Annotated in this window: 25 protein-coding genes and 1 pseudogene; 11 read left to right on the top strand and 15 right to left on the bottom strand. The window is 73.4% G+C overall.

Going from position 1 to position 26,018, the window contains the following annotated elements:
• The 4 genes and pseudogenes from ACFF45_RS20510 to ACFF45_RS20495 form a co-directional block, all read left to right on the top strand.
• Complete coding sequence (locus ACFF45_RS20510; protein ID WP_381347867.1) at window positions 1-795, top strand: thiazole synthase; 795 nt, start codon at window positions 1-3, stop codon at window positions 793-795.
• Between the two features lie 111 nt (window positions 796-906).
• Window positions 907-2,835 carry a Stk1 family PASTA domain-containing Ser/Thr kinase gene (pknB, locus tag ACFF45_RS20505; RefSeq protein WP_381347866.1) on the top strand — a complete coding sequence of 643 codons (1,929 nt, stop codon included), beginning with the start codon at window positions 907-909 and terminating at the stop codon, window positions 2,833-2,835.
• 34 nt (window positions 2,836-2,869) lie between these two features.
• Complete coding sequence (locus tag ACFF45_RS20500) at window positions 2,870-3,745, top strand: deoxyribonuclease IV (protein WP_381347865.1); 876 nt, start codon at window positions 2,870-2,872, stop codon at window positions 3,743-3,745.
• A gap of 147 nt (window positions 3,746-3,892) precedes the next feature.
• Window positions 3,893-4,097: pseudogene (locus tag ACFF45_RS20495) on the top strand (DUF4396 domain-containing protein); the annotation flags it as partial.
• Window positions 4,098-4,125: 28 nt separating this feature from the next.
• Here ACFF45_RS20495 and ACFF45_RS20490 read toward each other — a convergent pair.
• Window positions 4,126-4,758 (bottom strand): sulfite oxidase-like oxidoreductase, encoded by a 633-nt coding sequence (locus ACFF45_RS20490; RefSeq protein WP_381347864.1) that lies wholly within the window; start codon window positions 4,756-4,758, stop codon window positions 4,126-4,128.
• Window positions 4,759-4,937: 179 nt separating this feature from the next.
• Between ACFF45_RS20490 and bfr the strand changes: the two genes are divergently transcribed.
• Window positions 4,938-5,447: a bacterioferritin gene (gene bfr, locus ACFF45_RS20485; protein WP_381347863.1), complete on the top strand. Its 510-nt coding sequence runs from the start codon at window positions 4,938-4,940 to the stop codon at window positions 5,445-5,447.
• A gap of 5 nt (window positions 5,448-5,452) precedes the next feature.
• Here the strand turns inward: bfr and ACFF45_RS20480 are convergent, their stop codons facing one another.
• Both ACFF45_RS20480 and ACFF45_RS20475 read right to left on the bottom strand, forming a co-directional pair.
• The gene (locus ACFF45_RS20480; protein WP_381347862.1) at window positions 5,453-5,704 is read right to left on the bottom strand and encodes a (2Fe-2S)-binding protein; all 252 of its coding nucleotides are present in this window, start codon (window positions 5,702-5,704) and stop codon (window positions 5,453-5,455) included.
• A gap of 158 nt (window positions 5,705-5,862) precedes the next feature.
• Entirely contained in the window at window positions 5,863-7,215 is a 1,353-nt protein-coding gene (locus tag ACFF45_RS20475) for a class II 3-deoxy-7-phosphoheptulonate synthase (RefSeq protein ID WP_381347861.1), read from the bottom strand.
• Between the two features lie 20 nt (window positions 7,216-7,235).
• Here ACFF45_RS20475 and ACFF45_RS20470 point away from each other — a divergent pair, with 20 nt between their 5' ends.
• Together ACFF45_RS20470 and ACFF45_RS20465 are read left to right on the top strand one after the other, a co-directional pair.
• Entirely contained in the window at window positions 7,236-7,388 is a 153-nt protein-coding gene (locus tag ACFF45_RS20470; RefSeq protein ID WP_381347860.1) for a trp operon leader peptide, read from the top strand.
• A gap of 101 nt (window positions 7,389-7,489) precedes the next feature.
• Window positions 7,490-9,370 (top strand): anthranilate synthase family protein, encoded by a 1,881-nt coding sequence (locus ACFF45_RS20465; RefSeq protein WP_381347859.1) that lies wholly within the window; start codon window positions 7,490-7,492, stop codon window positions 9,368-9,370.
• On the opposite strand, the gene ACFF45_RS20460 is transcribed toward ACFF45_RS20465, so the two are convergent.
• From ACFF45_RS20460 to ACFF45_RS20440, 5 genes are all read right to left on the bottom strand, one after another.
• Complete coding sequence (locus ACFF45_RS20460) at window positions 9,322-10,317, bottom strand: 2-hydroxyacid dehydrogenase (RefSeq protein ID WP_381347858.1); 996 nt, start codon at window positions 10,315-10,317, stop codon at window positions 9,322-9,324. The two genes, ACFF45_RS20465 and ACFF45_RS20460, sit on opposite strands and share 49 nt — an antisense overlap.
• A 96-nt stretch (window positions 10,318-10,413) precedes the next feature.
• The gene (locus ACFF45_RS20455; RefSeq protein ID WP_381347857.1) at window positions 10,414-11,442 is read right to left on the bottom strand and encodes a 6-phosphofructokinase; all 1,029 of its coding nucleotides are present in this window, start codon (window positions 11,440-11,442) and stop codon (window positions 10,414-10,416) included.
• A gap of 125 nt (window positions 11,443-11,567) precedes the next feature.
• Entirely contained in the window at window positions 11,568-12,251 is a 684-nt protein-coding gene (locus tag ACFF45_RS20450) for a response regulator (protein WP_381347856.1), read from the bottom strand.
• Window positions 12,248-13,462, bottom strand: coding sequence for a MacS family sensor histidine kinase (gene macS / locus ACFF45_RS20445; protein WP_381347855.1), 1,215 nt, complete (start codon window positions 13,460-13,462; stop codon window positions 12,248-12,250). Before macS ends, ACFF45_RS20450 begins: the two co-directional genes overlap by 4 nt.
• Window positions 13,463-13,487: 25 nt before the next feature.
• Window positions 13,488-14,306 carry a lysophospholipid acyltransferase family protein gene (locus tag ACFF45_RS20440; protein ID WP_381347854.1) on the bottom strand — a complete coding sequence of 273 codons (819 nt, stop codon included), beginning with the start codon at window positions 14,304-14,306 and terminating at the stop codon, window positions 13,488-13,490.
• Window positions 14,307-14,554: 248 nt separating this feature from the next.
• Here ACFF45_RS20440 and ACFF45_RS20435 point away from each other — a divergent pair, with 248 nt between their 5' ends.
• Together ACFF45_RS20435 and ACFF45_RS20430 are read left to right on the top strand one after the other, a co-directional pair.
• Window positions 14,555-15,334, top strand: a complete 780-nt coding sequence (locus ACFF45_RS20435; protein WP_381347853.1) for an alpha/beta hydrolase — start codon at window positions 14,555-14,557, stop codon at window positions 15,332-15,334.
• Window positions 15,327-15,974 (top strand): hypothetical protein, encoded by a 648-nt coding sequence (locus tag ACFF45_RS20430; protein WP_381347852.1) that lies wholly within the window; start codon window positions 15,327-15,329, stop codon window positions 15,972-15,974. Before ACFF45_RS20435 ends, ACFF45_RS20430 begins: the two co-directional genes overlap by 8 nt.
• Window positions 15,975-16,129: 155 nt before the next feature.
• Here ACFF45_RS20430 and ACFF45_RS20425 read toward each other — a convergent pair whose 3' ends face one another.
• The 6 genes from ACFF45_RS20425 to ACFF45_RS20400 all read right to left on the bottom strand — a co-directional run bounded on the left by ACFF45_RS20425 (window position 16,130) and on the right by ACFF45_RS20400 (window position 21,181).
• Entirely contained in the window at window positions 16,130-16,882 is a 753-nt protein-coding gene (locus ACFF45_RS20425; RefSeq protein WP_381347851.1) for an endonuclease/exonuclease/phosphatase family protein, read from the bottom strand.
• Window positions 16,883-16,987: 105 nt separating this feature from the next.
• A complete protein-coding gene (locus ACFF45_RS20420) occupies window positions 16,988-17,941 on the bottom strand; it encodes an ROK family glucokinase (protein WP_381347850.1) in 954 nt (317 codons plus the stop codon).
• Between the two features lie 54 nt (window positions 17,942-17,995).
• The gene (locus ACFF45_RS20415; RefSeq protein ID WP_381347849.1) at window positions 17,996-18,514 is read right to left on the bottom strand and encodes a DUF5304 domain-containing protein; all 519 of its coding nucleotides are present in this window, start codon (window positions 18,512-18,514) and stop codon (window positions 17,996-17,998) included.
• Window positions 18,515-18,571: 57 nt separating this feature from the next.
• Window positions 18,572-19,741, bottom strand: coding sequence for an ArsA family ATPase (locus tag ACFF45_RS20410; protein ID WP_381347848.1), 1,170 nt, complete (start codon window positions 19,739-19,741; stop codon window positions 18,572-18,574).
• 67 nt (window positions 19,742-19,808) lie between these two features.
• The gene (locus tag ACFF45_RS20405; RefSeq protein WP_381347847.1) at window positions 19,809-20,249 is read right to left on the bottom strand and encodes an SRPBCC family protein; all 441 of its coding nucleotides are present in this window, start codon (window positions 20,247-20,249) and stop codon (window positions 19,809-19,811) included.
• A gap of 134 nt (window positions 20,250-20,383) precedes the next feature.
• Window positions 20,384-21,181, bottom strand: coding sequence for a metallophosphoesterase family protein (locus ACFF45_RS20400; protein WP_381347846.1), 798 nt, complete (start codon window positions 21,179-21,181; stop codon window positions 20,384-20,386).
• A gap of 337 nt (window positions 21,182-21,518) precedes the next feature.
• On the opposite strand from ACFF45_RS20400, the gene ACFF45_RS20395 reads away from it, so the two are divergent.
• A complete protein-coding gene (locus ACFF45_RS20395; RefSeq protein WP_381347845.1) occupies window positions 21,519-23,315 on the top strand; it encodes an AMP-dependent synthetase/ligase in 1,797 nt (598 codons plus the stop codon).
• 96 nt (window positions 23,316-23,411) lie between these two features.
• On the opposite strand, the gene ACFF45_RS20390 is transcribed toward ACFF45_RS20395, so the two are convergent.
• The gene (locus tag ACFF45_RS20390) at window positions 23,412-24,554 is read right to left on the bottom strand and encodes a glycosyltransferase family 4 protein (RefSeq protein ID WP_381347844.1); all 1,143 of its coding nucleotides are present in this window, start codon (window positions 24,552-24,554) and stop codon (window positions 23,412-23,414) included.
• A 167-nt stretch (window positions 24,555-24,721) separates the two neighbouring features.
• On the opposite strand from ACFF45_RS20390, the gene ACFF45_RS20385 reads away from it, so the two are divergent.
• Window positions 24,722-26,018, top strand: a 1,297-nt coding sequence (locus tag ACFF45_RS20385) for a glycosyltransferase 87 family protein (RefSeq protein ID WP_381347843.1), incomplete at its 3' end; no start/stop codon positions are given.

Below are 26,018 nucleotides of genomic sequence, written 5' to 3'. Positions count from 1 at the left end.
ATGGCCGACGATCCCTTCGTCCTCGGGGGTACGACCTTCACCTCCCGGCTGATCATGGGCACCGGCGGCGCCCCCAGCCTCGACGTGCTGGAGCGGGCGCTGGTCGCGTCCGGTACCGAGCTGACCACGGTCGCGATGCGGCGGGTCAACCCCGACGTGCACGGCTCGGTGCTGTCCGTGCTGGACCGGCTGGGCATCCGGGTGCTGCCCAACACGGCCGGCTGCTTCACGGCCGGCGAGGCGGTGCTGACCGCCCGCCTCGCGCGCGAGGCGCTCGGCACCGACCTGGTCAAGCTGGAGGTCATCGCCGACGAGCGCACCCTGCTGCCGGACCCGATCGAGCTGCTGGAGGCGGCGGAGACGCTGGTGGACGACGGGTTCACCGTGCTGCCGTACACCAACGACGACCCCGTGCTGGCGCGCCGGCTCCAGGACGTGGGCTGCGCCGCGATCATGCCGCTCGGGTCGCCGATCGGCTCCGGGCTCGGCATCCGCAACCCGCACAACTTCCAGCTGATCGTCGAGCACGCGCGCGTGCCGGTGATCCTGGACGCGGGGGCGGGCACGGCGTCGGACGCGGCGTTCGCGATGGAACTGGGGTGCGCGGGTGTGATGCTCGCCTCGGCCGTGACCCGGGCGCAGGAGCCCGTGCTGATGGCGGAGGCCATGAAGCACGCCGTCGAGGCGGGCCGGCTGGCCCGGCGGGCGGGGCGGATCCCCCGCCGCCACTTCGCCGAGGCCTCCTCCCCCACCGAGGGGCGCGCCCGCCTGGACCCGGAGCGCCCCGCGTTCTAGGACCCGGCCGCCGGGCAGCCCCGCGGCCTGCGTCACAGGTCTGCTGCATTCCGGCCCCGGGGCCGCGCGAACCGGGGAGGGCTGTCGGCGCCGGCTCGTACACTCACCTGCGTGGACACGACCCTTCAGGACCCTCTGGCCGGGCGGTTGCTCGACGGCCGCTACCACGTCGACGCGCGGATCGCGGTCGGCGGGATGGCCACGGTCTACCGGGCCGTGGACACCCGCCTCGACCGCGTCCTCGCGCTCAAGGTGATGCACCCGCCCCTGGCCGCCGACGCCTCGTTCGTCGAGCGGTTCATCCGCGAGGCCAAGTCGGTGGCCCGGCTCGCCCACCCCAACGTCGTCCAGGTGTTCGACCAAGGCGCCGACGGGTCGTACGTCTACCTGGCCATGGAGTACGTCTCCGGGTGCACCCTGCGCGACGTGCTGCGCGAGCGCGGGGCGCTCCAGCCGCGGGCCGCGCTGGACATCCTGGAGCCGGTCCTGGCCGCGCTGGGCGCCGCGCACCGCGCCGGGTTCGTGCACCGGGACATGAAGCCGGAGAACGTCCTCATAGGGGACGACGGCCGGGTCAAGGTCGCCGACTTCGGGCTGGTCCGGGCCGTCGACACGGTCACCCACACCACGGGGTCCGTCCTCGGCACGGTCTCCTACCTCGCCCCGGAGCAGATCGAGCACGGCAGCGCCGACCCCCGCGTCGACGTGTACGCGTGCGGGGTGGTGCTGTACGAGATGCTGACCGGCGCCAAGCCGCACACCGGGGACTCCCCGGCCCAGGTGCTCTACCGGCACGTCCACGAGGACGTCCCGCCGCCCTCGGCCACCGTCCCCGGCCTGCCGTACGCGCTGGACGAGCTGGTCGCCGCGGCGACCGCCCGTCGCCCGGAGACCCGCCCGCACGACGCCGTGGCGCTGCTCGCGCGGGCCCGCGAGGCGCGCGCCGCGCTGAGCGAGAGCCAGCTCGACACGGTGCCCCCGCAGGCGACGGCCGAGGCGCACGACAACGCCGAGGACCGTACGAGCGTCATCCCGCGCGCGTTGACCGCGCTGCGGCGGCCGCCCGTCGGCGAGGACGGCGACGCGTCCCGCTACGAGCGCACCAGCCGGCTGGAGTCGCCGCCGCCCCCGGCCGCCCCGCGCCGCCGGTCCCGGCAGCCGCGCACGGTCGGGACGGTCGTCGCCGCCGTGCTGCTGGCGCTGGGCCTCGGGGTGGGCGTCTGGTACATCAACTCCGGCCAGTTCACCGAGGTCCCGCCGCTGCTGGCGAAGACCGAGTCCCAGGCCGAGGACCGGCTCGCGGACGCCGGGCTGGAGGTCGGGCAGGTCGAGCACGCCCACAGCGACACGGTGAAGCGCGGCACGATCATCAGCACCGACCCGGCACCGGGCGCGCGGATCCGGCACAACGACTCCGTGTCCCTGACCGTCTCGGACGGCCCCGAGACGGTGCAGGTGCCGGATCTCGCGGGCTACCGGCTGGACAAGGCGCGCAGCGTGCTCGAGGACAGCGGGCTGGAGCCGGGCATGGTGACCCGGGCGTTCAGCGAGGACATCTCCCGGGGCTCCGTGATCGGCACGGACCCGGGCACGGGCACGACCACGCGCGCGGGCACGGCGATCGCGCTCACCGTCAGCAAGGGCGCCCCGGTGGACGTCCCGGACGTCACCGGGCGCGGCCCGGACGAGGCCAGGCAGCGGTTGCAGGAGGCGGGCCTGACGGTGCGGATCGCCGCGCAGCGGATCAACTCGGAGCTCGACGCGGGCCAGGTGGCCCGGCAGAGCCCCGGTCCCGACGGCCGGGCCGCCGAGGGGGACACGGTGACGCTGACGCTGTCCCAGGGGCCGAGGATGGTCGAGGTCCCGGACGTGGTGGGCGACAGCGCGGACGAGGCCGGGCAGCGGCTGGAGGACGCCGGTTTCGCGGTCGAGGAGGACCGCGGGCTGCTCGGCCTGTTCGGCGACACCGTGCGGGAGCAGTCCGTGGAGGGCGGGGAGACCGCTCCCGAGGGCTCGACGATCACCATCGAGATCCGCTGACGGGGCACCCCGGACCCCATGACACCCTGAACAGGTGAACAGTCAGCGCCCCGGTCCCTCCCGCAACCCCGTCGGCGGTCACGTCCCCGTGGCCGGCGGCCTGCACTCCGTGGGCCTCGCCTACGCCCACGACCTCAAGGCCGAGACCGTGCAGGTCTTCGTCGCCAACCCGCGCGGCTGGGCCACGCCGGCCGGCGATCCACGGCAGGACGAGGCGTTCCGGGCGGCGTGCGCCGAGGAGTCGATCCCGGCGTACGTGCACGCGCCGTACCTGATCAACTTCGGCTCGCACACGGAGGCCACCGTCCAGCGGTCGGTGGAGTCGCTGCGGCACTCGCTGCGGCGCGGGCGGGCGATCGGCGCGCTCGGCGTGGTGGTGCACACCGGGAGCGCGACCGGCGGGCGGGAGTGGTCGGTGGCGCTCAAGCAGGTCCGGGAGTACCTGCTGCCGCTGCTGGACGAGCTCACCGACGACGACCCGTTCCTCCTGCTGGAGTCCACGGCGGGCCAGGGGGCCTCACTGTGCTCGCGCACCTGGGACTTCGGGCCGTACTTCGCGGCCCTGGACGCCCATCCGAAGCTGGGCGTCTGCCTCGACACCTGCCACGTCTTCGCCGCCGGGCACGACCTGACCGGCCCGGACGGCATGCGCCGGACGCTGGACCTGCTGGTGGACACGGTCGGCGAGGGGCGGCTGAAGCTGATCCACGCCAACGACTCCAAGGACGTGGCCGGCGCCCACAAGGACCGCCACGAGAACATCGGCGCCGGCCACATCGGCGAGGACCCGTTCCGCGCCCTGATGTCCCACCCCGCCACCGAGGGCGTCCCCCTGGTCATCGAGACGCCCGGCGGCAGGGAGGGGCACGCGGCGGACGTGGCCCGGCTGAAGAAGCTGCGCGATTCCTGACGGGCCCCGCCCGACCCGGAGTACCCCCGGGGGTATGTGGTTCCTGCTCGATGCGGGAAAATCACCCGACACGGGGCGCGGACGCGGCCCGCGCACAGCGGCCGCGCACACGGCGGCGACCCGCACGGGCACCTTCCCGCCCGGCCGGCCGTGAGGGAACCGGCCGGCAACGGCGTGATCGCCTTCTGGCCGGGCGCGACGGACGCGGGGCTCGACAGCGCGCTCTTCTGGATCGTCCCGGATCGTCCTGGCGATCGCCCCGGCCGTCGTCTTCGGGGTCACCGTCCCGGTCAACCCGTGGATGACCGGCCGCGGCAGGGGACACGCGGTCGTGCACCAGTACCACCACTGACGCGCGCGGAGGGCGCGCGGGGCAGGAGTCAGAGCTCGGGGCCGTCCCCGGGCTCCTCCTGGTACGAGTAGCGCTGTTCCTTCCACGGATCGCCGATGTTGTGGTAGCCGCGCTCCTCCCAGAAGCCCCGGCGGTCGGCGGTCATGTACTCGACGCCGCGCACCCACTTCGGGCCCTTCCAGGCGTACAGGTGCGGAACGACCAGGCGGAGCGGGAAGCCGTGCTCGGCGGTGAGGAGTTCGCCGTCCTTGTGGGTGGCGAAGATCGTGCCCGTGGCGGCGAAGTCCGACAGCCGCAGATTGGAGCTGAAGCCGTACTCCGCCCACACCATCACATGGGTGACGTTCGGGGCGGGCGGCGCCAGTTCCAGGACGGTCCGGGCGGGGATGCCGCCCCATTCCGCCCCGAGCATGCTGAACTTCGTGACGCAGTGCAGATCGGCCACGACGGTGGTGTAGGGCAGGGCCGTGAACTCCTCATGGGTCCAGCAGCGCTTCTCCCCGTCGGCGGTGGCGCCGAACACCCTGAATTCCCAGCGCTCCGGCCGGAACTTGGGCACCGGGCCGTAGTGCGTGACGGGCCAGCCGCGCTGCACTCGCTGCCCCGGCGGAAGCTCGAACGATGCCGCTGCTCCAGATTCGCGCTCCACCGGGTGACCCATGACTCCATCCTGACAGACGGCGGACGGTGCACAGGACCCGCTCCGTACGGAATAGGGCAACTAGCACTAAGCATGCGCTAACTTACTAAGCCCCCACTTACTGGACGATCTTCGACACCGGTGCAATCATGCGGCGGCAACCTCCCGTTTCGATCTCCCGACGTGGAAGGAGCCCACTCATGCAGGGCGACCCCGAGGTGCTCGAACTGCTCAACGAGCAGCTGACCGCAGAGCTCACCGCGATCAACCAGTACTTCCTGCACTCCAAGCTGCAGGACCACAAGGGCTGGACGAAACTCGCCAAGTACACCCGGGACGAGTCGTTCGACGAGATGCGGCACGCGGAGGTGCTCACCGACCGCATCCTGCTGCTGGACGGCCTGCCCAACTACCAGCGGCTGTTCCACGTCCGCGTCGGCCAGACCGTGACCGAGATGTTCGAGGCGGACCGGCAGATCGAGATCGAGGCCATCGACCGGCTGCGGCGCGGCGTGGAGATCATGCGCGCCAAGGGCGACGCGACCTCGGCCAACGTCTTCGAGGCGATCCTCGCCGACGAGGAGCACCACATCGACTACCTGGACACGCAGCTGGAGCTGATCGAGAAGCTGGGCGAGTCGCTCTACCTGTCGACGGTGATCGAGCAGAGCCAGCCGGACTCCGGCGATGCGGGCAAGTACGGCGGCTGAGGCGCTCAGACGGCTTCTGCGGACACCGGCCCGGCGGACGGCCGCACCACGTCGGCCAGGGGCGACTCGCCCTGCTCGGCCGGCTCCCGGCGCGGGCAGTTGCCGCGGCCCAGGAGCGCCTGGATCCGGCGCACACAGCCGCCGCAGTCCGTCCCCGCCTTGCATGCGGAGGCTATCTGGCGAGGGGTGCAGGCACCGTTCGCCGCGTGCTGCTTGACCTGCTGCTCGGTGACGCCGAAGCAACTGCAGACGTACACGCGGTCCCACCTCCCGCCGGGGTCGATTGATGGTGCCGTCCCCGTTGATCGGTGAGGCAAACCTAACCTTACCCGGCTCGTCCGGGGCGCAACAGTGCAGGGGCGCGGATCGTCTGTGATCCGCGCCCCATCGCACGCTTCGGTAACGGCCGGACCCGCTACTGGTCCCTGTACATCTCCGCGACCAGGAACGCCAGGTCCAGCGACTGGCTGCGGTTCAGCCGCGGGTCGCAGGCCGTCTCGTACCGCTGGTGCAGGTCGTCGACGAAGATCTCGTCGCCGCCGCCCACGCACTCGGTGACGTCGTCGCCGGTCAGCTCGACGTGGATGCCGCCCGGGTGGGTGCCGAGCGCCTTGTGCACCTCGAAGAAGCCCTTGACCTCGTCGAGCACGTCGTCGAAGCGGCGGGTCTTGTGCCCGGAGGCCGCCTCGAACGTGTTGCCGTGCATCGGGTCGGTCACCCAGGCCACCGTCGCACCGGACGCGGTGACCTTCTCGACCAGCTCGGGCAGCTTGTCGCGGACCTTGTCGGCGCCCATCCGGACGATGAAGGTCAGCCGGCCGGGCTCCCGCTCGGGGTCGAGGCGCTCGATGTACTGCAGCGCCTCCTCCGCGGTGGTCGTCGGGCCGAGCTTGATGCCGATCGCGTTGCGGATCTTCGACGCGAACTCGACGTGCGCGTGGTCCAGCTGCCGGGTGCGCTCACCGATCCACACCATGTGCGCCGAGACGTCGTACAGCTGCCCCGTGCGCGAGTCGACGCGGGTCAGCGCCGACTCGTAGTCGAGCAGCAGCGCCTCGTGCGAGGAGTAGAACTCGACCGTCTTGAACTCCTCCGGGTCGGCCCCGCAGGCGTGCATGAAGTTCAGCGCGTTGTCGATCTCGCGGGCGAGCTGCTCGTAGCGCTGACCGGACGGGGACGACTTCACGAAGTCCTGGTTCCAGGCGTGCACCTGGCGCAGGTCGGCGTAGCCGCCGGTGGTGAAGGCGCGCACCAGGTTCAGCGTGGAGGCGGACGCGTGGTACATCCGCTTCAGCCGCTCGGGGTCCGGGACCCGGGCGGCCTCGGTGAAGTCGAAGCCGTTGACGGAGTCGCCGCGGTAGGTCGGCAGGGTCACGCCGTCGCGGGTCTCGGTCGGCTTGGAGCGCGGCTTGGAGTACTGGCCGGCGATCCGGCCCACCTTCACCACGGGCACGGAGGCGGCGTACGTCAGCACGGCGCCCATCTGGAGCAGCGTCTTGAGCTTGTTGCGGATCTGGTCCGCGGACACCGCGTCGAAGGCCTCGGCGCAGTCGCCGCCCTGGAGGAGGAACGCCTCTCCCTTGGCGACGGCCGCCATCCGGGCGCGCAGCTGGTCGCACTCGCCCGCGAAGACGAGCGGCGGATACGACTCGAGGTCCGCGATCACTGCGCGCAGAGCCTCAAGGTCGGGGTACTCGGGCTGCTGCGCCGCGGGCAGGTCTCGCCAGGTGTTGCCAGCGCTCGCGCTGGTCTTAGCGTTCACGGTCACCTTCTCAACAGTACGGGGTGATGTGGCGGCCTCCTTCCCGTGCCCAGAAAATGAGACGCCGGATACGCCCCGCGGACACCGGACCCGCCCCGCGGACATGGGGTAGGGTGCGGGGCATGTTCGCGCACTCGACCCAGAACTGGTGGTGGACCGCTTCTCCGGCGGCCCACTGACTGCGCGTACGCAAGACTTCGCGAAGGCCGCCCGAGGGGCGGCCTTCGGTGTTTTCCGGGGCCGTTCCTCTCCACAGACCCCCAGGGAAGGAACCCGCCCCATGAACCTGCTCGGCCTGCTCGACGACCCCCGCCCCTTCGCCCTGCTGCGCCGCCGCGCCCCCGGCCACGACCACGACACCGTGGAGCTGCTGCTCGGCCCGGTGACGGCGTACGACCGCCTCGCCGACCTGCCCGACGAGGGCCTGGCGGTCGTCCCGCACCGCCAGATCCGGGAGCGCGGCTTCGACGTCCACGACGACGGCACCCCGCTGCTGGCGCTGGTCCCGGAGGAGTCGTACGCCGTCCCGCTCGCCGAGGCGCTGCGGCAGCTCCCGGCGCACGAGGTGCGGGTCGAGGGCGGTGGCTTCGACGTCGGGGACGAGGAGTACGCCGGGATCGTCGGGCGGGTGCTGGACGAGGAGATCGGGCGGGGCGAGGGTGCCAACTTCGTCATCCGGCGGACGTACCGGGGGCGGATCGAGGGGTTCGGCCGGTCCGACGCGCTGGCGCTGTTCCGGCGGCTGCTGCTCGGGGAGCGCGGGGCGTACTGGACCTTCGTGGTGCACACCGGGGAGCGCACGCTGGTCGGGGCCAGCCCCGAGGTGCACGTGCGGATGTCCGGCGGCACGGTCGTGATGAACCCGATCAGCGGGACGTACCGCTACCCGGCCGGCGGGCCCACCCCCGAGCACCTGCTCGGCTTCCTGGCCGAGGGCAAGGAGATCGAGGAGCTGTCGATGGTCGTCGACGAGGAGCTCAAGATGATGTGCGCGGTCGGCGACATGGGCGGGGTGGTGGTCGGGCCGCGGCTCAAGGAGATGGCGCACCTGGCGCACACCGAGTACGAGCTGCGCGGCCGCTCCTCGCTGGACGCGCGCGAGGTGCTGAAGGAGACCATGTTCGCGGCGACCGTCACCGGCTCGCCGCTGCAGAACGCCTGCCGGGTCATCGAGCGGCACGAGAGGGGCGGTCGGGGCTACTACGGCGGGGCCCTCGCCCTGCTCGGCCGGGACGCCGGCGGGGCGCAGACGCTGGACTCCCCCATCCTGATCCGCACCGCCGACATCGACGCGGCCGGCCGGCTGCGGGTGCCGGTGGGTGCCACGCTCGTCCGCGGCTCGGACCCGGCGGGCGAGGTCGCCGAGACGCACGCGAAGGCGGCGGGCGTGCTGGCGGCGCTGGGCGTGCGGGAGCGGCGGCCGCGCGAGGAGGCCGGCCGGCCGCGGCTGGCCGACGACCCCCGGGTGCGGGCCGCGCTGGACGGGCGCCGGGCCGCCCTGGCCCCCTTCTGGCTGCGGATGCAGGAGCGGACCGGAGAACTCACCGGGCACGCCCTGGTCGTCGACGGCGAGGACACCTTCACGGTGATGCTGGCGCACGTGCTGCGCTCCTCGGGCCTCACCGTCACCGTCCGCCGGTACGACGAGCCCGGCCTGCGCGGGGCCGTGCTCGCGCACGAGGGTCCGCTCGTCGTCGGACCCGGCCCGGGCGACCCGTCCGACCCGGGCGATGCCAAGATGCGCCTGCTGCGCGAGCTCACCGCCGAAGCGCTCCGCGGGCACCGGCACGGGGTGCTGGGCGTCTGCCTGGGCCACGAGCTGATCGCCGCCGAACTGGGGCTGGACCTGGTGCGCAAGGAGGTGCCCTACCAGGGGGCGCAGACGACGATCGACCTGTTCGGGCGGGCCGAGACCGTCGGCTTCTACAACAGCTTCGTGGCGCGCTGCGACGACGGGACGGCGGCGGAGCTGGCCGCGCACGGCATCGAGGTCAGCCGGAGCGGCACCGGTGAGGTGCACGCGCTGCGCGGTCCGGGCTTCGCCGGCGTCCAGTTCCACCCGGAGTCGGTGCTGTCGCTGAACGGCGCCGGCGTCGTCCGGGAGCTGGTCGGTCAGCTGCGCGGCACCAGCACGTTCTCCGAGCGGCGGCCGGCGGTGTAGTCGAGGACGTTGCGCACCGTGGTGTCGACGATCTGGCCGACCGCGTCCTCGGTGTAGTACGCCTGGTGGGAGGTGACCAGGACGTTCGGGAAGGGGACGAGGCGGGCGAGGGTGTCGTCCTCGACGGGCTGGAGGGACTTGTCGAGGAAGAACAGCCCGGCCTCCGCCTCGTACACGTCGAGGCCGACGCCCGTGAAGCGGCCGGCGCGCAGCTCCCGCACCAGGGCGGCGGTGTCGACGAGGCCGCCGCGGCTGGAGTTGACCAGGATCGCGTCGTCCTTCATCGTCTTCAGGGCGTCCGCGTCGATCAGGTGCCGGGTCTCCGGCATCAGCGGGACGTGCAGGGTGACCAGGTCGGACTCGGCGAGCAGCTGCTCCTTGGGGACGTACGCCATGCCGAGCTGCCGGCACACGGAATTCTCGGCGACGTCCCAGCCGAGCAGCCGCATGCCGAAACCGTGCGCGATCCGGGCGAACGCCTCGCCGATCCTGCCGGTGCCGAGGACGCCGGCGGTGCGGCCGTTCAGGTCGCGGCCCATCAGTCCGTCGAGCCGGAAGTCGAAGTCGCGGGTGCGGGTGGAGGCGCGGACGACGCGGCGGTTGACGGCCAGGGCGAGCGCCCAGGCGAACTCGGCGACCGCGTACGGCGAGTAGGAGGAGACCCGGGCCACCGTGATGCCGAGCCGCTCGGCCACGCCGAGGTCGATGTTGTTGAAGCCGGTCGAGCGCTGGGCGACCATCCGGGTCCCGCCGGACGCCAGGGTGGCCAGGACCGGCGCGCCGAGGTCGGCGTTGACGCTGGTGGAGACGATCTCGTGGCCGGCGGCGATGGGGGCGGTGTCCTCGGTGAGGAAGACGTCCAGGCAGCGGACCTCGTGGTGGCCGCGGAAGGCCCGTTCGATCAGGGGCCTCTCGTCGGCCTGCACACCGAAGGCCAGGATCTCCACGATGTCTCCCGTTCTGTACGGGCGTCGGCCGTTCCGTATGGATACGGGTGCGGGTACGGGTCGACTATACGGCCCCCACCCGCACCGAACGCCGGTTCAGCCGAAGAACACCCCGACCTCCTCGTACAGCGCCGGATCGACCGTCTTCAGCCGGGCCGTGGCCTCGGTGATCGGGACCCGGACGATGCCGGTGCCGCGCAGCGCGACCATCGTGCCGAAGTCGCCGTCGCGGACGCAGTCGATGGCGTGCAGGCCGAAGCGGGTGGCGAGCCAGCGGTCGAAGGCGCTGGGCGTGCCGCCGCGCTGGACGTGCCCGAGGACGGTCGTGCGCGCCTCCTTGCCGGTCCGCTGCTCGATCTCCTTGGCCAGCCACTCGCCGACCCCGGACAGCCGGACGTGCCCGAAGGAGTCGAGGGAGCCGTCCTTGAGGACCATGGCGCCGTCCTTGGGCACGGCCCCCTCGGCGACCACGACGATCGGGGCGTACGACGCCCCGAACCGGGACGTCACCCAGGCGCACACCTGGTCGACGTCGAAACGCTGCTCGGGGATGAGGATGACGTTGGCGCCGCCGGCCAGGCCGGAGTGCAGGGCGATCCAGCCGGTGTGGCGGCCCATCACCTCGACGACCAGCACGCGCATGTGGGACTCGGCGGTGGTGTGCAGGCGGTCGATCGCCTCGGTCGCGATGCCGACGGCGGTGTCGAAGCCGAAGGTGTAGTCCGTGGCGGACAGGTCGTTGTCTATGGTCTTCGGGACGCCGACGCAGGGCACGCCGTACTCGTCGGACAGGCGTGCCGCGACGCCCAGGGTGTCCTCGCCGCCGATCACGATGAGCGCGTCGACCTCCTGCTTGGCGAGGTTCTCCTTGATCCGGGCGACGCCGCCGTCGCGCTGGAACGGGTTGGTGCGCGAGGAGCCGAGGATGGTGCCGCCGCGGGGCAGGATGCCGCGCACGGCCGGGATGTCGAGGCGCGTGACGTCACCGTCGAGCGGGCCGCGCCAGCCGTCCCGGAAGCCGGTGAAGTCGTAGCCGTACTCCTGCACGCCCTTGCGGACGATGCCCCGGATGACGGCGTTGAGCCCGGGGCAGTCGCCGCCTCCGGTCAGTACTCCGACCCGCATGGAAATGTCCCTTCGCCGCGGTTGCCGTGTGCCGTACGAGCACGCTAATGGTGACTCACGTCACTACGGCATGGCCCGTAAGGGCAATTCCGGTGAGTCGGCCAATGGTTGCTTCGGGCCGGTCCCTACGCGTCGTCGAGGCCGCGCTCTATCGCGTACCTCACCAGTTCCACCCGGTTGTGCAACTGGAGCTTGCCCAGGGTGTTCTGCACGTGGTTCTGGACCGTGCGGTGGGAGATGACCAGCCGCTCGGCGATCTGCTTGTAGCTCAGGCCCTTGGCGACCAGCCGCAGCACCTCGGTCTCGCGGTCGGTCAGCCGGGGCGCCTTGGCCTCGTCGGCGTCCGGCGCGGCGCCGGGCACCGGTTCGGAGGCCAGCCGCCGGTACTCGCCGAGCACCAGACCGGCCAGGCCGGGCGTGAAGACCGGGTCGCCGGCGGCGGTACGGCGGACCGCGTCCAGCAGCTCCTGCGTGGACGCCGACTTCAGCAGATAGCCGGTCGCGCCGGACTTCACCGCCTCCAGCACGTCGGCGTGCTCGCCGCTCGCCGACAGCACCAGGACACGCAGGGCCGGCCGGTGGGCGACGAGCTCCTTGCACACCTGGACGCCGGGCTTGGCGGGCAGGTTGAGGTCGAGCACCAGCACGTCGGGGGCGGCCGCCTTGGCCCGGCGCACCGCCTGGTCGCCGTCGCCCGCCGTGGCGACCACCTCGAAACCGGACTCGGCCAGGTCGCGGGCGACCGCGTCGCGCCACATGGGGTGGTCGTCGACCACCATCACCGTGATCCGGCCCTGCCGCTCGCTCATCGCCGCCCCCGTGCCATCCGTTTGGGTACCTTCAGCTCGACTTCCGTGCCCTGTCCGGGCGTCGATATCAGCTCGGCCGTGCCGCCCAGGTCCCGCAGCCGGCCCCGGATCGACAGCGCCACGCCGAGCCGTCCCTCGCCCTCGGCCTGCGCGAGGCGGCCCTCCGGGATGCCCGGGCCGTCGTCGCGGACGGACACGATCACCGCGTCGGGCTCGTCCTCGACCAGGATCCAGGCCCGGGCGTCCGCGCCGGCGTGCCGGCGGACGTTGTCCAGGGCCGCCGACACGGCGGCCGCCAGCTCCCGCCCGGCGGACGGCGGCAGCAGGACGGGCGCGCCCGGCTCGGCGAGGCTGACCCGGGCAGCCGCGTACGGGGCGAGCAGCGCGCGCACGTCGACGGGGCCGGCGTCGTCGTCCGGCTCCTCCACGGCGCGGACCACCGCTCCCTCGGCGGTGTCCTCGCGCACCCGGGCGACGGGCACCAGGCCGCCGGAGACCAGGGTGCGCAGGGCGACCTCCTGCTCTCCGGCCATGCGGCCCAGTTCGGCCGCCTCACCGCCGAGGACCGCGCCGCGCCGCTGCACCATCGCCAGCACCTGGAGCACGCCGTCGTGGATGTCCCGGGCGAGCCGTTCGCGCTCACGGGTCGCGGCCTCGATCTCCAGCGCCCGGGCCAGGGTGCGTTCGGAGGCGCGGGCGACCTCGACGACGTACCCGATGGCGATGGAGGCGATCCAGACCAGCAGCACCATGTGGACCGTGTCGCGGGTGGGGACGCCGGAGCGGTGCACCAGGTTGGCGGCGGCGACCAGGGTGGAGGCGAACGCCGCCCACCGCCAGCCGCCCTTGACGGCGAAGGCCAGCACGGCGCCGGCCGTCCATATCGACGGCAGGGTCGGGGCGCCGGCGTCGATCCGCTCGGGTGTCTCGGCGACCCGGGTGAGCAGGATTCCCGCCAGGGCGACGGCGAGGTCGACGGCGAGGAAGGGCCGGGTGCAGCTCGCGGCGTTGGCGACCTTGGGCAGGGTGGCCAGGGTCCACACGGCCAGCACGGCGAAGTAGGCGAGGGCGACCCGCGGGCGGGCGACCTCGTCGTATGCGCTGGCGAAGAGCCCGATCGCGTACACCATCGTCAGGACGCGGTAGCCGGTGAGCGCATGCCACAGCGGCTGCTCGACCGACATCCTCATGACTCTCTCGCGCCTGGCCATGCCCCCCGCCCCCGTCCGCCCGCCGCTACGGGCCGGCCCGCCGTTCCCGCTGCTCCCGCTGCCCGTCCCGGCGCTGCTCTTCCTCCAGCCGCTGGGCTTCCTTCTGCGCCTGTTCCTTCTCGGCCTGCGCGAGCGCGGCCCTGGCCGCCTTGGCCGCTTCCTTCTCCGCCTTGGCCGCCTCCGCTATCTGCCGCTTGGCGGCGGTCGCGTACACGTCGACGTACTCCTGGCCGGAGAGCTTCATGATCTCGTACATGACCTCGTCGGTCACCGCGCGCAGCACGAAGCGGTCGTGCTCCATGCCCTGGTAGCGGCTGAAGTCGAGCGGCCGGCCGATCCGGATGCCGGGCCGCATCAGCTTCGGCATCACCTTGCCGGGCGGCTGGATCTTCTCCGTGTCGATCATCGCGACCGGGATGACGGGCGCGCCGGTGGCGAGCGCCACGCGCGCGAGGCCGCCGGGCTTGCCGCGGTAGAGGCGGCCGTCGGGCGAGCGGGTGCCCTCGGGGTAGATGCCGAACAGCTCACCGCGCTCGATGACCTCCGTCCCGCTCCGGATCGCGGCCTCGCCCGCGCCGCGGGCGCCGGAGCGGTCCACCGGGAGCTGGCCGACGCCCTTGAAGAACGCGGCGGTCAGGCGGCCCTTGAGGCCGGGGGTGGTGAAGTACTCGGCCTTCGCGATGAAGGTGACCTTCCGGTCGAGCACCGCGGGCAGGAAGAACGAGTCGGAGAAGGACAGGTGGTTGCTCGCCAGGATCGCGGGGCCCTCGGCGGGAACGTTCTCCAGGCCCTCCACCCAGGGCCGGAAGACGAGCTTCAGCGGCCCCCCGACGGAAACCTTCATCGCGCCGTACAACAACCGAGTGCCTCCTGTGTCTGTCGATCAGACCATAACCCGGCGGCCGGGCAAAGGAGCCGACGACCCTGGTCGGTGTCAGTGCGGTCGCGTACGGTGAAGCACACCTGGACTCTTCGCACGCCTCTCGCCCTTGACCGCCCCTCGCACGTCACCGCTCCTCGCACATCAACGCTCCCCCGACACGAACGCCCCTCTGACATGAACGCCCCTCTGACATGAACAGGAGACCGAAGGTGCCGGTCCTTCCTGGAGCCGAGCCGTACCGCCATGACGGCGGGGAGGTCGGCGTCCTGCTGTGCCACGGCTTCACCGGTTCCCCGCAGTCGCTGCGCCCCTGGGCGGAGTACCTGGCCGAGCACGGTCTGTCCGTGACGCTGCCGCTGCTGCCCGGGCACGGCACCCGCTGGGAGGACCTGGCGCTCACCGGCTGGCAGGACTGGTACGCCGAGGTGGACCGCGAGCTGCGCGCGCTCAGCCGGCGGTGCGCGCAGGTGTTCGTGTTCGGCCTGTCCATGGGCGGCGCCCTCGCGCTGCGGCTCGCGGCCCGGCACGGGGACGCGGTCAGCGGCGTCGCGGTCGTCAACCCGGCGAACAAGGTGCACGGACTGTCGGCGTACGCCCTGCCGGTCGCCCGGCACCTGGTGCGCACCACCCGGGGCATCACCAGCGACATCGCCAGGCCCGGCGTGACGGAGATCGGCTACGACCGGGTCCCGCTGCACGCCGCGCACTCCCTGCGGACCTTCTTCCGGCTCGTCGACGGCGAGTTGCCCCAGGTCACGCAGCCGCTGCTGGTGCTGCACAGCCCGCAGGACCATGTGGTCCCGCCGGCCGACCCGGCCCGCGTCCTCAGCCGGGTGTCCTCCACGGACGTCCGCGAGGTGCCCCTGGAACAGAGCTACCACGTCGCAACGTTGGACTACGACGCGGACCGGATCTTCGAGGAGAGTCTCGCGTTCATCGGCCGGCTCGCACCCAGTGTCGGCAAGGAAGGGACGGCCGCAGGTGGCTGAGCACGACTCGGAGCGCGAGGACCGCGAGGAGCGGGAGGACCGGGAGCACCCGCAGGCCCGCGGCGGGCAGCGGCGCGAGCCCGGTGAGCAGCAGGTGCCGTTCGACGAGGAGGCCGCCTGGGCGGCGATCGTGGCCGGGTTCGGCGAGGAGCCGCCGGACCCGCCGGGGGCCAAGCCGTTCAAGTCGGTCGAGGATCTGGCGCTGCTGGAGGCCGAGCCGAACGACGGCGGAGGCGAGGCGGCCGAGCCGAAGCCCGAGCCGAAGCCCGAGCCGGCGAAGGGCACCCCCGAGCCGCTCGGCAGCTCGGTGACCTTCGCGCCGGGCGTGGGCGGCGGGCCCCGGGACTACACGGCGCCCGAGCCGTCCGACGACGACCTCGGCGAGGACGACGAGGGCCACTTCGTACCGCCGGAGCCGCCGCCGCTGCCCGCCGCCGACGCCACGGCCAAGTTCGCGTGGCTGGGCGTGCTGGGCGGCCCGGTGCTGCTGCTGCTGGCGGTGCTGCTCGGCTGGGACATGACCTGGTGGCTGACCACGCTGGGCATCGGCGGCTTCCTGGGCGGCTTCGCGACGCTGGTGGTACGGATGCGCACGGACGAGGAGGGCGACGACGATCCGGGGCGGGGCGCGGTGGTCTGACACCCCGCCCAGCCGGCTGTCCCGGCCGGCCGGCTCACCCCGGCCGGTCGACGCCGGCCGGTCGGCTCACCCCGGCCGGTCGGCTCGCCCAGCCCGCTCGACCCACCCCGCCCGGCCGAGTCGCCCCGGCCGGCCCCGCCGCCGGGCCGCCCCGCTCAGCTCGCCGGGACTCTGAGGGCGGCCAGGACCGGAAGGTGGTCCGTGGCCGCCCTCAGGTCCTGCTCCGTCACACCGGGGTGGCCGTGCGGCACCCCGCAGCCGAGGACCTCGATCCCCGGGGTCGCGAAGATCGCGTCGATGCGCTGGTGCGGGTCGGCCGGGGTCGAGGTGTACTCGCCGCCCCAGGGAGCGGTGGCCCAGCAGTCCTGGAGTTCTCCGGCCAGGCGCCGGAAGGTGCGTCCGCCGGGGCGTTCGTTGAGGTCGCCGCCCGCGATCACCTGCTCCGTGCCGAGGCCGGCGAGCCGGTCCAGGAGCATGCCGCCCTGCTCGTACCGCTCGTCCTGCTGGAGCGAGAGGTGGCAGCTCAGCACCCCCAGGCGAGCGCCGCCGAAGCGGACCACCGCGGTCGCGAAGCCCCGCCGGTGCAGTCCCGGCGTGAGCGGCAGCAGCACGTCCTCGGTCCGCTCGACGGTGGCCCGCAGCGAGCACAGCAGCGCGGGCCCCGCGGCCGTGGCGCCGCCCGAGAGGACCGTCTGCCCCGACGCGGCCGCGAGCCGGGCCAGCTTCTTGCGCCAGCGGAAGAAGCGGGGGGCCTCCTGCACCAGGACCAGGTCGGGGGCACAGGCGCTGATCACGCGGGCGAGCGCGGCGGTGTCGTCGCGCATCGAGCGGATGTTGTAACTGAGGACGCGCAGGACGGCGGAACCGTCGGGTTCGGTACGGGAACCGGGCAGCAACAGGGTCGCCATGCGGTCAAGATACGGGACCACGCCGGCCCCGACGGCGCGGGGAACTGCGCGACCGGCCACGACGGACCCGCGGCCCGCATCGCGCAGCACCCCCACGGCCGGACGTCACATGATCGGGTCGGGCTCCCGGGCCAGGTCGGCGGCGCCGACCAGGCCGGCCTTGTTGCCCAGCCGCGCGGCGATCACGTCGGCGACCGGCCGCCAGTTGCCGCCCACCAGCCAGCGCTTGTACGACTTGCGGATCGGCCCCAGGACCAGCTCGCCCTCCTCGGACAGCCCGCCGCCGACGATGAACGCGGACGGGTCGAAGAGCGAGGCCAGGTCGGCCAGACCGGCGCCGGCCCAGCGGGCCAGCTCGCGGTAGGAGTCGACGGCGACGAGGTCGCCCTGGCGGGCGGCCATCGAGATGTGCTTGCCCTCGATGCCGTCGGGGGTGCCGTCACCGAGGCTGAGCAGCACCTCGGCGTTCTCGGGGGTGGCGTTGGCGCGCTGCTTGGCGTACCGCACCAGGGCGCGGCCGGAGGCGTACTGCTCCCAGCACCCCTGCGAGCCGCAGCCGCACATCAGCCCGTCCGGCACCATCCGGATGTGGCCGAACTCGGCGGCCACGCCGAAGTGCCCGCGGCGCAGCTTGTTGCCGATGATGATGCCGCCGCCGAGGCCGGTGCCGAGCGTGATGCAGATGACGTTGCGGTGACCCTTGCCCGCGCCGAACTTGTACTCGCCCCATGCCGCGGCGTTGGCGTCGTTCTCCACCACGACGGGCAGGCCGGTGCGCTCCTCGACCTTCTCCTTGAGCGGCTCGTTGCGCCAGTCGATGTTGGGCGCGAAGTAGACCGTCGAGCGCTGCCGGTTGACGTATCCGGCGGCCCCGATGCCCACGCCGACGATGTCGTGCCCCGCGCGCGCGCCCTCCACCGCCGAGGCGATGGCGTCCACGATGGCCTCGGGGGTGGTGGGCGTCGGCACCTTGAAGGTCGAGAGGATGTTGCCTTCTTCGTCGACCACGCCGGCCGCGATCTTCGTGCCGCCGATGTCGACGCCGATGGTGAGTCCCATGAATCCCTCAGTTTCGGTCGAGCCCCGCTACGGCCAACCGTACCCGAGCAGCGGTCAGTCCAAGTCGATACGCTGACCCTGACCCGTGCCCTCACCGGGGTCGCGGCGGGACTCGCCGAGGTTCTTCAACTCGTCCGCGGCGCTGCCCGCGTCCGCACCGGCCGTCCAGCGGCGCTCCTGGGCCTGCACCGCGGAGCGGTAGGCGGCGAGCAGTTCGTGGCCGGCCGCGGCGAGGTGGTCGAAGACGTCCGGGTTCCGCTCGAGCACGGGTTCCACGGCCGCCCTGGCCTGCTGGACGACCTGCTGCACCATCTGCTGGGCGGCCGGCCCGGCGACCGCGCCGAGCAGCGGTGACGGCAGGCCGGACAGCTTGTCCGCGACGGTGTCGACGAGCCGGCGCAGTTCCTCGGCGGCGGAGCCGGGCGGCGGCCCGTGCCGCTCCCGGCGGCGGGCCTGCTCCGTCTCCAGGTCCTCGGCGCACGCGGTCGCCCACGCGTCGGCGTCACCCGTGGGGCGCGGCTCGCCGGCAGGCTGCTCCTGAGCGGCGTCGGAGAGGGGGCGCTCTTCGCTCATGGCGGGCTCCTGACTACGTGTCGTCCCTGCGACGTTACCCGAACGGGGGCGGCGGTTTCACGGCGTCCGCGGCCACAGTCCGGGGTCCGGCGCGAACCGGACGCGCAGCTCGCCCTCGCGCAGGCCCGCCCCGGCGACACGGCAGCGGCGCAGTGCGGAGGGCAGCGGCACGACCCGGCGGAACCCGGCGGCCGTGACGACGAGGTCGTCGCCGCGCCGGACGAGGTCGAGGTCCTCGCGGGCGGCACCGGGCAGCGGGATGCGCCAGACCAGCACGCCGTCCTCGGCGAGCCGGTCCTCGACGGGCCAGTCGACGGGGGCGGGGGCCGCCCCCGCCCCGGGGACGCCGAGGGCGGCGAGGTCGTCGGTGCCGCGCGGGTCGCGCCCGAGGTGCGGGACGCGGTGCACGCCGTACGTGGCGCCCCAGTCGTCGACGGCCTTGCGCTGCTGGGCGAGCGGCCCGGCGAGCCAGCCGCCGCCGGCCTCCTCGGGGAGCACCCGGTTGGCGATCAGCGCGTCCGGGCGCAGGCCGCGCAGGGCGAGGCCGAGGGCGGCGCTCCGCACGGCGTCGGTGCCGGCCGGGGAGGGTTCGGCGACCAGCCGCACGGTGGTGGCCCGGTCCGCCAGGACGGCCTGCACGGCGGCGAGTTCGAGGTCCCAGCGGGCCGCGGTCTCGTACAGCCACTCGGCGGGCATGGGCACGCCGGCCAGCCGGCCGAGGACCGGGCGCAGGGCGCGGGCGGCCTGCCGCTCGGGCGGCAGCAGCCGGCGCAGATAGCGGCGGAGTTCCTCGGGGAGGGCGAGCAGGGCCAGGGCCCGCGGGGCCGGCGGCAGGTCGACGACGAGCAGGTCGTGCTCCTCGGCGAGGGCGGCGTCGCGCAGGGCGCGCAGGACGGCGCGTTCCTCGGCGCCGGGGGGCGGGGTGAGTTCCTCGGGGTCGAGCGGGCCGGCGCCCAGCAGGTCCAGCACCCCGGACGCACGTTCCTGGAGGCCCGCGAGGTCGTCCCGGAAACCGGCGGCGGCGTCGGGACGCCACGCGGTGAGGCCGGGCGCGACCGCCACGGGGGCCGGGCCGGTCGGCGTCCCGAGCGCGGCCCCGAGGCTGTCGCCGCGGTCGGTGCCCAGGACGAGCGTGCGGACGCCCTCCCGGGCGGCGGCGAGCGCGGTGGCCGCGGCGACGGTGGTACGGCCGCTGCCGCCGGGACCGGTGATCAGGATGGTGCGCATGAGGGTGAACCGTACCCCGGGGCCGCGGCGGGACGGCCCCCTGTGGCCCGACGGCGTGGTGGGCGCGCTACCGGGCGGACTCGACCCGCTGCTTCAGGCCCGCCAGCGCCCGGTCGATGATCACCTTCTCGGCCTTGCGCTTGATCATCCCGAGCATCGGGATCTTGACGTCCACCGTCAGCCGGTAGGTGACCTCGGTGCCGCCCGCGCCCGCCGGCTTCAGCAGGTAGGAACCGTCCAGGGACCGCAGCATCTGCGACCGCACCAGCGTCCAGGAGACCTCGTGCTCGCCGTTCCAGGTGTACGCCAGCGTCTGGTCGTCCTTGATCGCGCCGGCGTCCATGACCAGCCGCACCTGCTCGGCGCGGCCCTCCGGGTCGGTCGCGAGGATCTCCGCCTCCTTCACCTCACCGGTCCAGTCCGGGTAGCGCGCGAAGTCGGCGATCACCGCCATGACGTCGGCCGGGGCCGCCTCGATCTCGATGCTCGAGCTGGTGTGTTCCGCCATCGCCGTGGCTCCTCCAGATGCGGTCCGGCAAGAGGTGGTCGTGCGCACGTGTGTGCCGCGTGAAGGCTACCGCGCGGCGCCCCGCCTCCCACCACCCCCACCTGCGGATACCGGCCCTCGTGGACCGGACCGCCTCACCACCGCAGTACCCACGGCCGGCCCGTCCCGGCGAAGTGCCCCACGTTCACGCACTCGGTGGCGCCGACCCGCATCCGGCTCACCAGCGGCTGGTGGACGTGGCCGAAGAGGGAGTAGCGGGGCCGCGTGCGGCGGATGGCGTCGAGCAGCGCCCGGCTGCCCCGCTCGAAGCGCCGGGCCACCGTGTCGTAGACCAGCTCCGGCACCTCCGGCGGGATGTGCGTGCACAGCACGTCCACCTCGCCCACCGCCTCCACCTTCGCCGCGTACTCCTCGTCACTGATCTCGTACGGCGTGCGCATGGGCGTGCGCAGGCCGCCGCCCACGAAGCCGAAGACCCAGCCGCCGATCTCCACCCGCTCGCCGTCCAGCACCGTCGTGCCCGGCCCGGCGTACTCCCGCCACAGCGGCGGCATGTCGACATTGCCGTACGTGGCGTACGTCGGCGTCGGGAAGGCGGCGAACAGCTCGGCGTACTGCTTGCGCACCGCCCGCTCGATCACCGCGGCCCGGTCCTCCCCCACCCCGGCCCACAGCCGCGTACCCAGCTCGCGCGCCTCCTCGAAGCGGCGGGCGGTGCGCAGTTCGACGATGCGGTCGGCGTTCTCCGCGCCGAACAGGTCGGGGAAGATGCCGCGCGAGTGGTCGGCGTAGTCGAGGAAGAGGACCAGGTCCCCGAGGCAGAGCAGGGCGTCCGCGCCGTCCCCGGCGCGTGCGAGGTCACGCGCGTTGCCGTGCACGTCGCTGACCACGTGGATCCGCGTCCCGCGGTCGCCGGCCGGTGTGGGTGCCATGGCGATCAAGGGTAAGCGTGGGCGACTGACGTGACCAGGGGCGGCCCAGCCTGCGCTTACTCGCCAGTCGGGAAACGAGTCGACTACTGTGCGCGCAGGAACATCAGGAGAAACACCAACGCAGCACCATCCGTGTGACGCAGCGAACATCTCGACGGACCCCCCTGTCGTAGTCGCCATACCGGCGGGTAACGTCCGGGCAGTCACGTCGTGCTCAGGTCGTCAACCCGTGGGATCCGCCGGCTCCCGCCGAGCCTGAGCACCCTGCCCGAGCCGTGGACCGGACCGTCGCATCACACAACGTCGTGGCGCCGGCGCCCTATGAGGAGCAGCAGTCTTGCGCGAGTTCAGCCTTCCGGCTTTGTACGAGGTCCCCTCGGACGGCAACCTGACGGACATCGTCCGCAGAAACGCCGCGCAGCATCCCGATGTCGCCGTGATCGCCCGCAAGGCCGGCGCCGCCTGGCAGGACGTGACGGCCACCGCCTTCCTCGACGAGGTCCGGGCCGCCGCCAGGGGACTCATCGCCTCCGGCGTGCAGCCGGGCGACCGGGTCGGCCTGATGTCCCGTACCCGCTACGAGTGGACGCTGCTGGACTTCGCGATCTGGAGCGCGGGCGCGGTCACCGTGCCGGTCTACGAGACCAGCTCGCCGGAGCAGGTGCAGTGGATCCTCAGCGACTCGGGCGCGACGGCCTGCCTGGTGGAGACGGACGCCCACGCGGCCGCCGTCGAGTCGGTGCGCGACCGGCTGCCCGGACTGAAGCACGTCTGGCAGATCGACGGCGGCGGCGTCGCCGAACTGGGCCGCCTGGGCCAGGACGTCAGCGACGCGGCGGTCGAGGAGCGCAGTTCGCTGGCGAAGGCCGACGACCCCGCGACCATCGTCTACACCTCCGGCACCACCGGCCGCCCCAAGGGCTGCGTCCTCACCCACCGCAGCTTCTTCGCGGAGTGCGGCAACGTCGTGGAGCGCCTGCGTCCGCTGTTCCGCACCGGCGAGTGCAGCGTGCTGCTCTTCCTGCCGCTCGCCCACGTCTTCGGCCGGCTGGTCCAGGTGGCGCCGATGATGGCGCCGATCAAGCTGGGCTGCGTCCCGGACGTCAAGAACCTCACCGACGAACTGGCCGCCTTCCGGCCGACGTTGATCCTCGGCGTGCCGCGCGTCTTCGAGAAGGTGTACAACTCGGCCCGCGCCAAGGCCCAGGCGGACGGCAAGGGCAGGATCTTCGACCGGGCCGCCGACACGGCCATCGCCTACAGCAAGGCCCTGGACACGCCCTCCGGCCCCTCGCTGGGCCTGCGGATCAGGCACACGGTCTTCGACAAGCTCGTCTACGGCAAGCTGCGCGCGGTCCTCGGCGGCCGCGGCGAGTACGCCATCTCCGGCGGCGCCCCGCTCGGCGAGCGGCTCGGCCACTTCTTCCGCGGCATCGGCTTCACGGTCCTGGAGGGCTACGGCCTGACCGAGTCCTGTGCCGCCACCGCCTTCAACCCCTGGGACCGGCAGAAGATCGGCACGGTCGGGCAGCCGCTGCCGGGCTCGGTGGTGCGGATCGCGGACGACGGCGAGGTGCTGCTGCACGGCGAGCACCTGTTCAAGGAGTACTGGAACAACCCCGGCGCCACCGAGGAGGCCCTCGCCGACGGCTGGTTCCACACCGGCGACCTCGGCACCCTCGACGAGGACGGGTACCTGTGGATCACCGGCCGCAAGAAGGAGATCATCGTCACCGCGGGCGGCAAGAACGTGGCGCCGGCCGTGATCGAGGACCGCATCCGGGCGCACGCGCTGGTCGCGGAGTGCATGGTGGTCGGGGACGCGCGGCCGTTCGTGGGCGCGCTCATCACCCTCGACGAGGAGTTCCTGGGCCGCTGGGCGGCCGAGCACGGCAAACCGGCCGGTTCCACGGCGGCGTCCCTGCGCGAGGACCCCGACCTGCTGGCGGCGGTCCAGTCCGCGGTGGACGACGGCAACACGGCGGTCTCCCAGGCGGAGTCGGTCCGCAGGTTCCGCGTCCTGGCGACGCAGTTCACCGAGGACTCGGGGCACCTCACGCCCTCGCTGAAGCTGAAGCGGAACGTGGTGGCGAAGGACTTCGCGACCGAGATCGAGGCGATCTACCAGAAGTAGCCGCTCGTCCGGCGGGCGCCTGACGGGCGACAGACGGACGCCTGACATGACGTCACGGCGCGGGTCCCGGTCGGCGGGGTCCGCGCCGGCGTCCGTCTACAGCAGGTCCTTCAGCCGCTCCGCGAGCAGGTCCCAGCGCCACTTCTCCTCGACCCAGGCGCGTCCCCGCTCCCCCATCCGGCGGCGCAGCTGGGCGTCCCCGAGGAGGGTGACGATCCGGTCGGCGGTGTCCTCGGCGGAGCCGCCGCGCACCACCCACCCGGTCTCGCCGTCGAGCACGGCGTCGGGCGCGCCTCCGGAGTCCCCGGCGACGACCGGCAGCCCGGTCGCGGACGCCTCCAGGTAGACGATGCCGAGCCCCTCGACGTCGAGCCCGCCGCGCCGGGTGCGGCACGGCATGGCGAAGACGTCACCGGCGCCGTAGTGGGCGGGCAGCTCCGGCCAGGGCACGGCCCCGGTGAAAACGACGGAGTCCTCGACCCGGGTCTCGCGCGCCAGTCTGCGCAGCTCGCCCTCGTACGGCCCGCCGCCGACGATCAGCAGCACCGCGTCCGGCTCCTTCGCCAGGATCCGCGGCATGGCGAGGATCAGCGTGTCCTGCCCCTTGCGCGGCACGAGCCGGGAGACGCACACGACGACGGGCCGGTCGGTGAGCCCGAGCCGGGCCCGCACCCGGTCGCCGCCGGACCCGGGGTGGAAGGTCTTCTCGTCCACGCCGGGCGGCAGCCGCGTCATCCGCGCGGCGGCCTGCGGGGTGAGCGCCCCGGCGATCCGCGAGCGCGTGTACTCGCCGAGGTGGGTGAGGGTGTCGGTGGATTCGCCGATCCGCCGCAACAGCTGCCGGGCGGCGGGCAGTTGGGCCCAGCCGGCCTCGTGCCCGTGGGTGGTGGCCACCAGCCGCTCGGCGCCCGCGCGGCGCAGCGCCGGCGCCATCAGCCCGAGCGGCGCCGCCGCCCCGAACCACACCGACGTGCACGCGTGGGCGCGCAGCAGCGCGACCGCCTGCCGGGTCGCGGCGGGGGTCGGCAGCAGCATGGTCGTGCGGTCGCGCACGACGGTGAAGGGCTGCTCGGCGTCGAAGGCGGCGGTGGCTTCGAGGCCCTCGCGGCTCCGCTTCCAGGTGGAGGCGTAGACGACGAGCCGGTCGGGATCCAGCCGGAGCGCCATGTTGTGCAGAAACGCCTGGATGCCGCCGGGCCGGGGCGGGAAGTCGTTCGTGACGATCAGGGTCTTGCGCATCAGCACCCGACCCTACCGAACGTACACTCACAGCCCGGCACGGCCGTGCCGCACCGCTCCCGCGCGGGCGGCCGGGGGATCATGGCTCCCCGGGACGACGGGCGGCACGACGGGCGGCACCGAGCCGGCACGCGCCGGAGGCCGCGGCGAGACGAACAGGGGCGCAGGTGGACAGGACGGACGGAACGCGATCCCTGACCGGGCCGCTCGCCCTGTGGGGCCTGACCCGGCTGCTGCTGCTCCTGTTCGCGTTCAAGGTGTACGTCTTCCCCGGCCCGGACGTCACCAGCGACGTCTCGGTGATCTACCAGGGCTGGTACGAGGTGCTGCGCACCGGGACGTTCCCGCTGGACGACGTCACCTGGCAGTACCCGCCCGCGGCCGCCCTGGCGATCGTCTCCCCGGCGCTGCTGTCCTTCCTGGACTACGCGCACGCCTTCTTCGTCCTCGTCCTCCTCGCCGACCTCGCGGTCCTGGCCCTGCTGTGCGGCGCGGGCCGGCGGCCCGGCCGGACGGTGCGCGGCGCCTGGGTGTGGGTGGCGGGCGTGCCGCTGCTCGGGCCGACGGTCTACGCCCGCTACGACATGCTGGTCACGGCCGTCGCGGTGGCCGCGCTGCTCGCGGGTGCCCGCCGTCCGCGGCTGATGGGGGCGCTGGCGGGTCTCGGGGCGATGCTGAAGGTGTGGCCGGTGCTGCTGCTGATCGGCGCCGTGCGCCGCCGGGCGTGGGCCGCGGCGGCGGTGACGGCCGGGGCCCTGGGGGCGCTGTTCGCGCTGGCCATGCCGGGCGCCTTCGCGTTCCTGACCTTCCAGCGGGACCGGGGCACCGAGATCGAGTCGCTGGGCGCGCTGGTCTTCCACGTGGCGCGGCACTTCGGCTGGGACGGGCAGGTGCTGCTCAACTACGGCTCGGTGGAGTTCCTCGGCCCGTACGTGGGCGTGGTGAGCACCGCCGCCCTGGCGCTGAGCGGGATCGCCTTCGGCTGGCTGCTGCTGTGGCGGCTGTCGGCCACCCGGTTCCTGCCGCGCACGCTCGCGGACGCCGCCTTCGTGGCGGTGCTGATGTTCACGGCCACGAGCCGGGTGATCAGCCCTCAGTACATGGTGTGGCTGGTCGGGCTGGCGGCGGTCTGCCTCGGCTTCCGCCGTACCGGCATGCGGGTGCCGGCCGCCCTGGTCCTGACGGCGTCGCTGGTGACGACGCTGGAGTTCCCGCTGTGGTTCTCGCACGTGGTCGCCGGTGACGCCCTCGGCGTCACCCTGCTGTTCGTCCGCAACGGCCTGCTGGTCCTGGCCGCGCTCGCCGCGGCCCGCGAGCTGTGGCACACGTCGGTCCCCCGGCGGCCGGACCCGCCCGGCCGGCGCCCGGCCCCCGGCGGGGACCCGGCGGACGGGGAGACACCGGCCGGGGAGGCGGCGCACGGAGACCCGGCCGACGGCGAGACACCGGCCGAGGAGGCGGCGC

Origin of the sequence: Streptomyces cinereospinus, from assembly GCF_042430725.1 — a bacterium.
GTDB classification, from domain to species: Bacteria; Actinomycetota; Actinomycetes; order Streptomycetales; family Streptomycetaceae; genus Streptomyces; species Streptomyces cinereospinus.
This window is presented reverse-complemented; position numbering and strand designations above follow the sequence as displayed.

What these genes read in the sequence shown, in the direction of transcription:
- ACFF45_RS20510 (WP_381347867.1), top strand. Translation starts at nt 1, where the DNA reads ATGGCCGACGATCCCTTCGTCCTCGGGGGTACGACCTTCACCTCCCGG.
- ACFF45_RS20490 (WP_381347864.1), bottom strand. Translation starts at nt 4,758, where the DNA reads ATGGGTCACCCGGTGGAGCGCGAATCTGGAGCAGCGGCATCGTTCGAG.
- bfr (WP_381347863.1), top strand. Translation starts at nt 4,938, where the DNA reads ATGCAGGGCGACCCCGAGGTGCTCGAACTGCTCAACGAGCAGCTGACC.
- ACFF45_RS20470 (WP_381347860.1), top strand. Translation starts at nt 7,236, where the DNA reads ATGTGGCGGCCTCCTTCCCGTGCCCAGAAAATGAGACGCCGGATACGC.
- ACFF45_RS20465 (WP_381347859.1), top strand. Translation starts at nt 7,490, where the DNA reads ATGAACCTGCTCGGCCTGCTCGACGACCCCCGCCCCTTCGCCCTGCTG.
- ACFF45_RS20455 (WP_381347857.1), bottom strand. Translation starts at nt 11,442, where the DNA reads ATGCGGGTCGGAGTACTGACCGGAGGCGGCGACTGCCCCGGGCTCAAC.
- ACFF45_RS20450 (WP_381347856.1), bottom strand. Translation starts at nt 12,251, where the DNA reads ATGAGCGAGCGGCAGGGCCGGATCACGGTGATGGTGGTCGACGACCAC.
- macS (WP_381347855.1), bottom strand. Translation starts at nt 13,462, where the DNA reads ATGGCCAGGCGCGAGAGAGTCATGAGGATGTCGGTCGAGCAGCCGCTG.
- ACFF45_RS20440 (WP_381347854.1), bottom strand. Translation starts at nt 14,306, where the DNA reads ATGAAGGTTTCCGTCGGGGGGCCGCTGAAGCTCGTCTTCCGGCCCTGG.
- ACFF45_RS20425 (WP_381347851.1), bottom strand. Translation starts at nt 16,882, where the DNA reads ATGGCGACCCTGTTGCTGCCCGGTTCCCGTACCGAACCCGACGGTTCC.
- ACFF45_RS20420 (WP_381347850.1), bottom strand. Translation starts at nt 17,941, where the DNA reads ATGGGACTCACCATCGGCGTCGACATCGGCGGCACGAAGATCGCGGCC.
- ACFF45_RS20415 (WP_381347849.1), bottom strand. Translation starts at nt 18,514, where the DNA reads ATGAGCGAAGAGCGCCCCCTCTCCGACGCCGCTCAGGAGCAGCCTGCC.
- ACFF45_RS20410 (WP_381347848.1), bottom strand. Translation starts at nt 19,741, where the DNA reads ATGCGCACCATCCTGATCACCGGTCCCGGCGGCAGCGGCCGTACCACC.
- ACFF45_RS20405 (WP_381347847.1), bottom strand. Translation starts at nt 20,249, where the DNA reads ATGGCGGAACACACCAGCTCGAGCATCGAGATCGAGGCGGCCCCGGCC.
- ACFF45_RS20400 (WP_381347846.1), bottom strand. Translation starts at nt 21,181, where the DNA reads ATGGCACCCACACCGGCCGGCGACCGCGGGACGCGGATCCACGTGGTC.
- ACFF45_RS20390 (WP_381347844.1), bottom strand. Translation starts at nt 24,554, where the DNA reads ATGCGCAAGACCCTGATCGTCACGAACGACTTCCCGCCCCGGCCCGGC.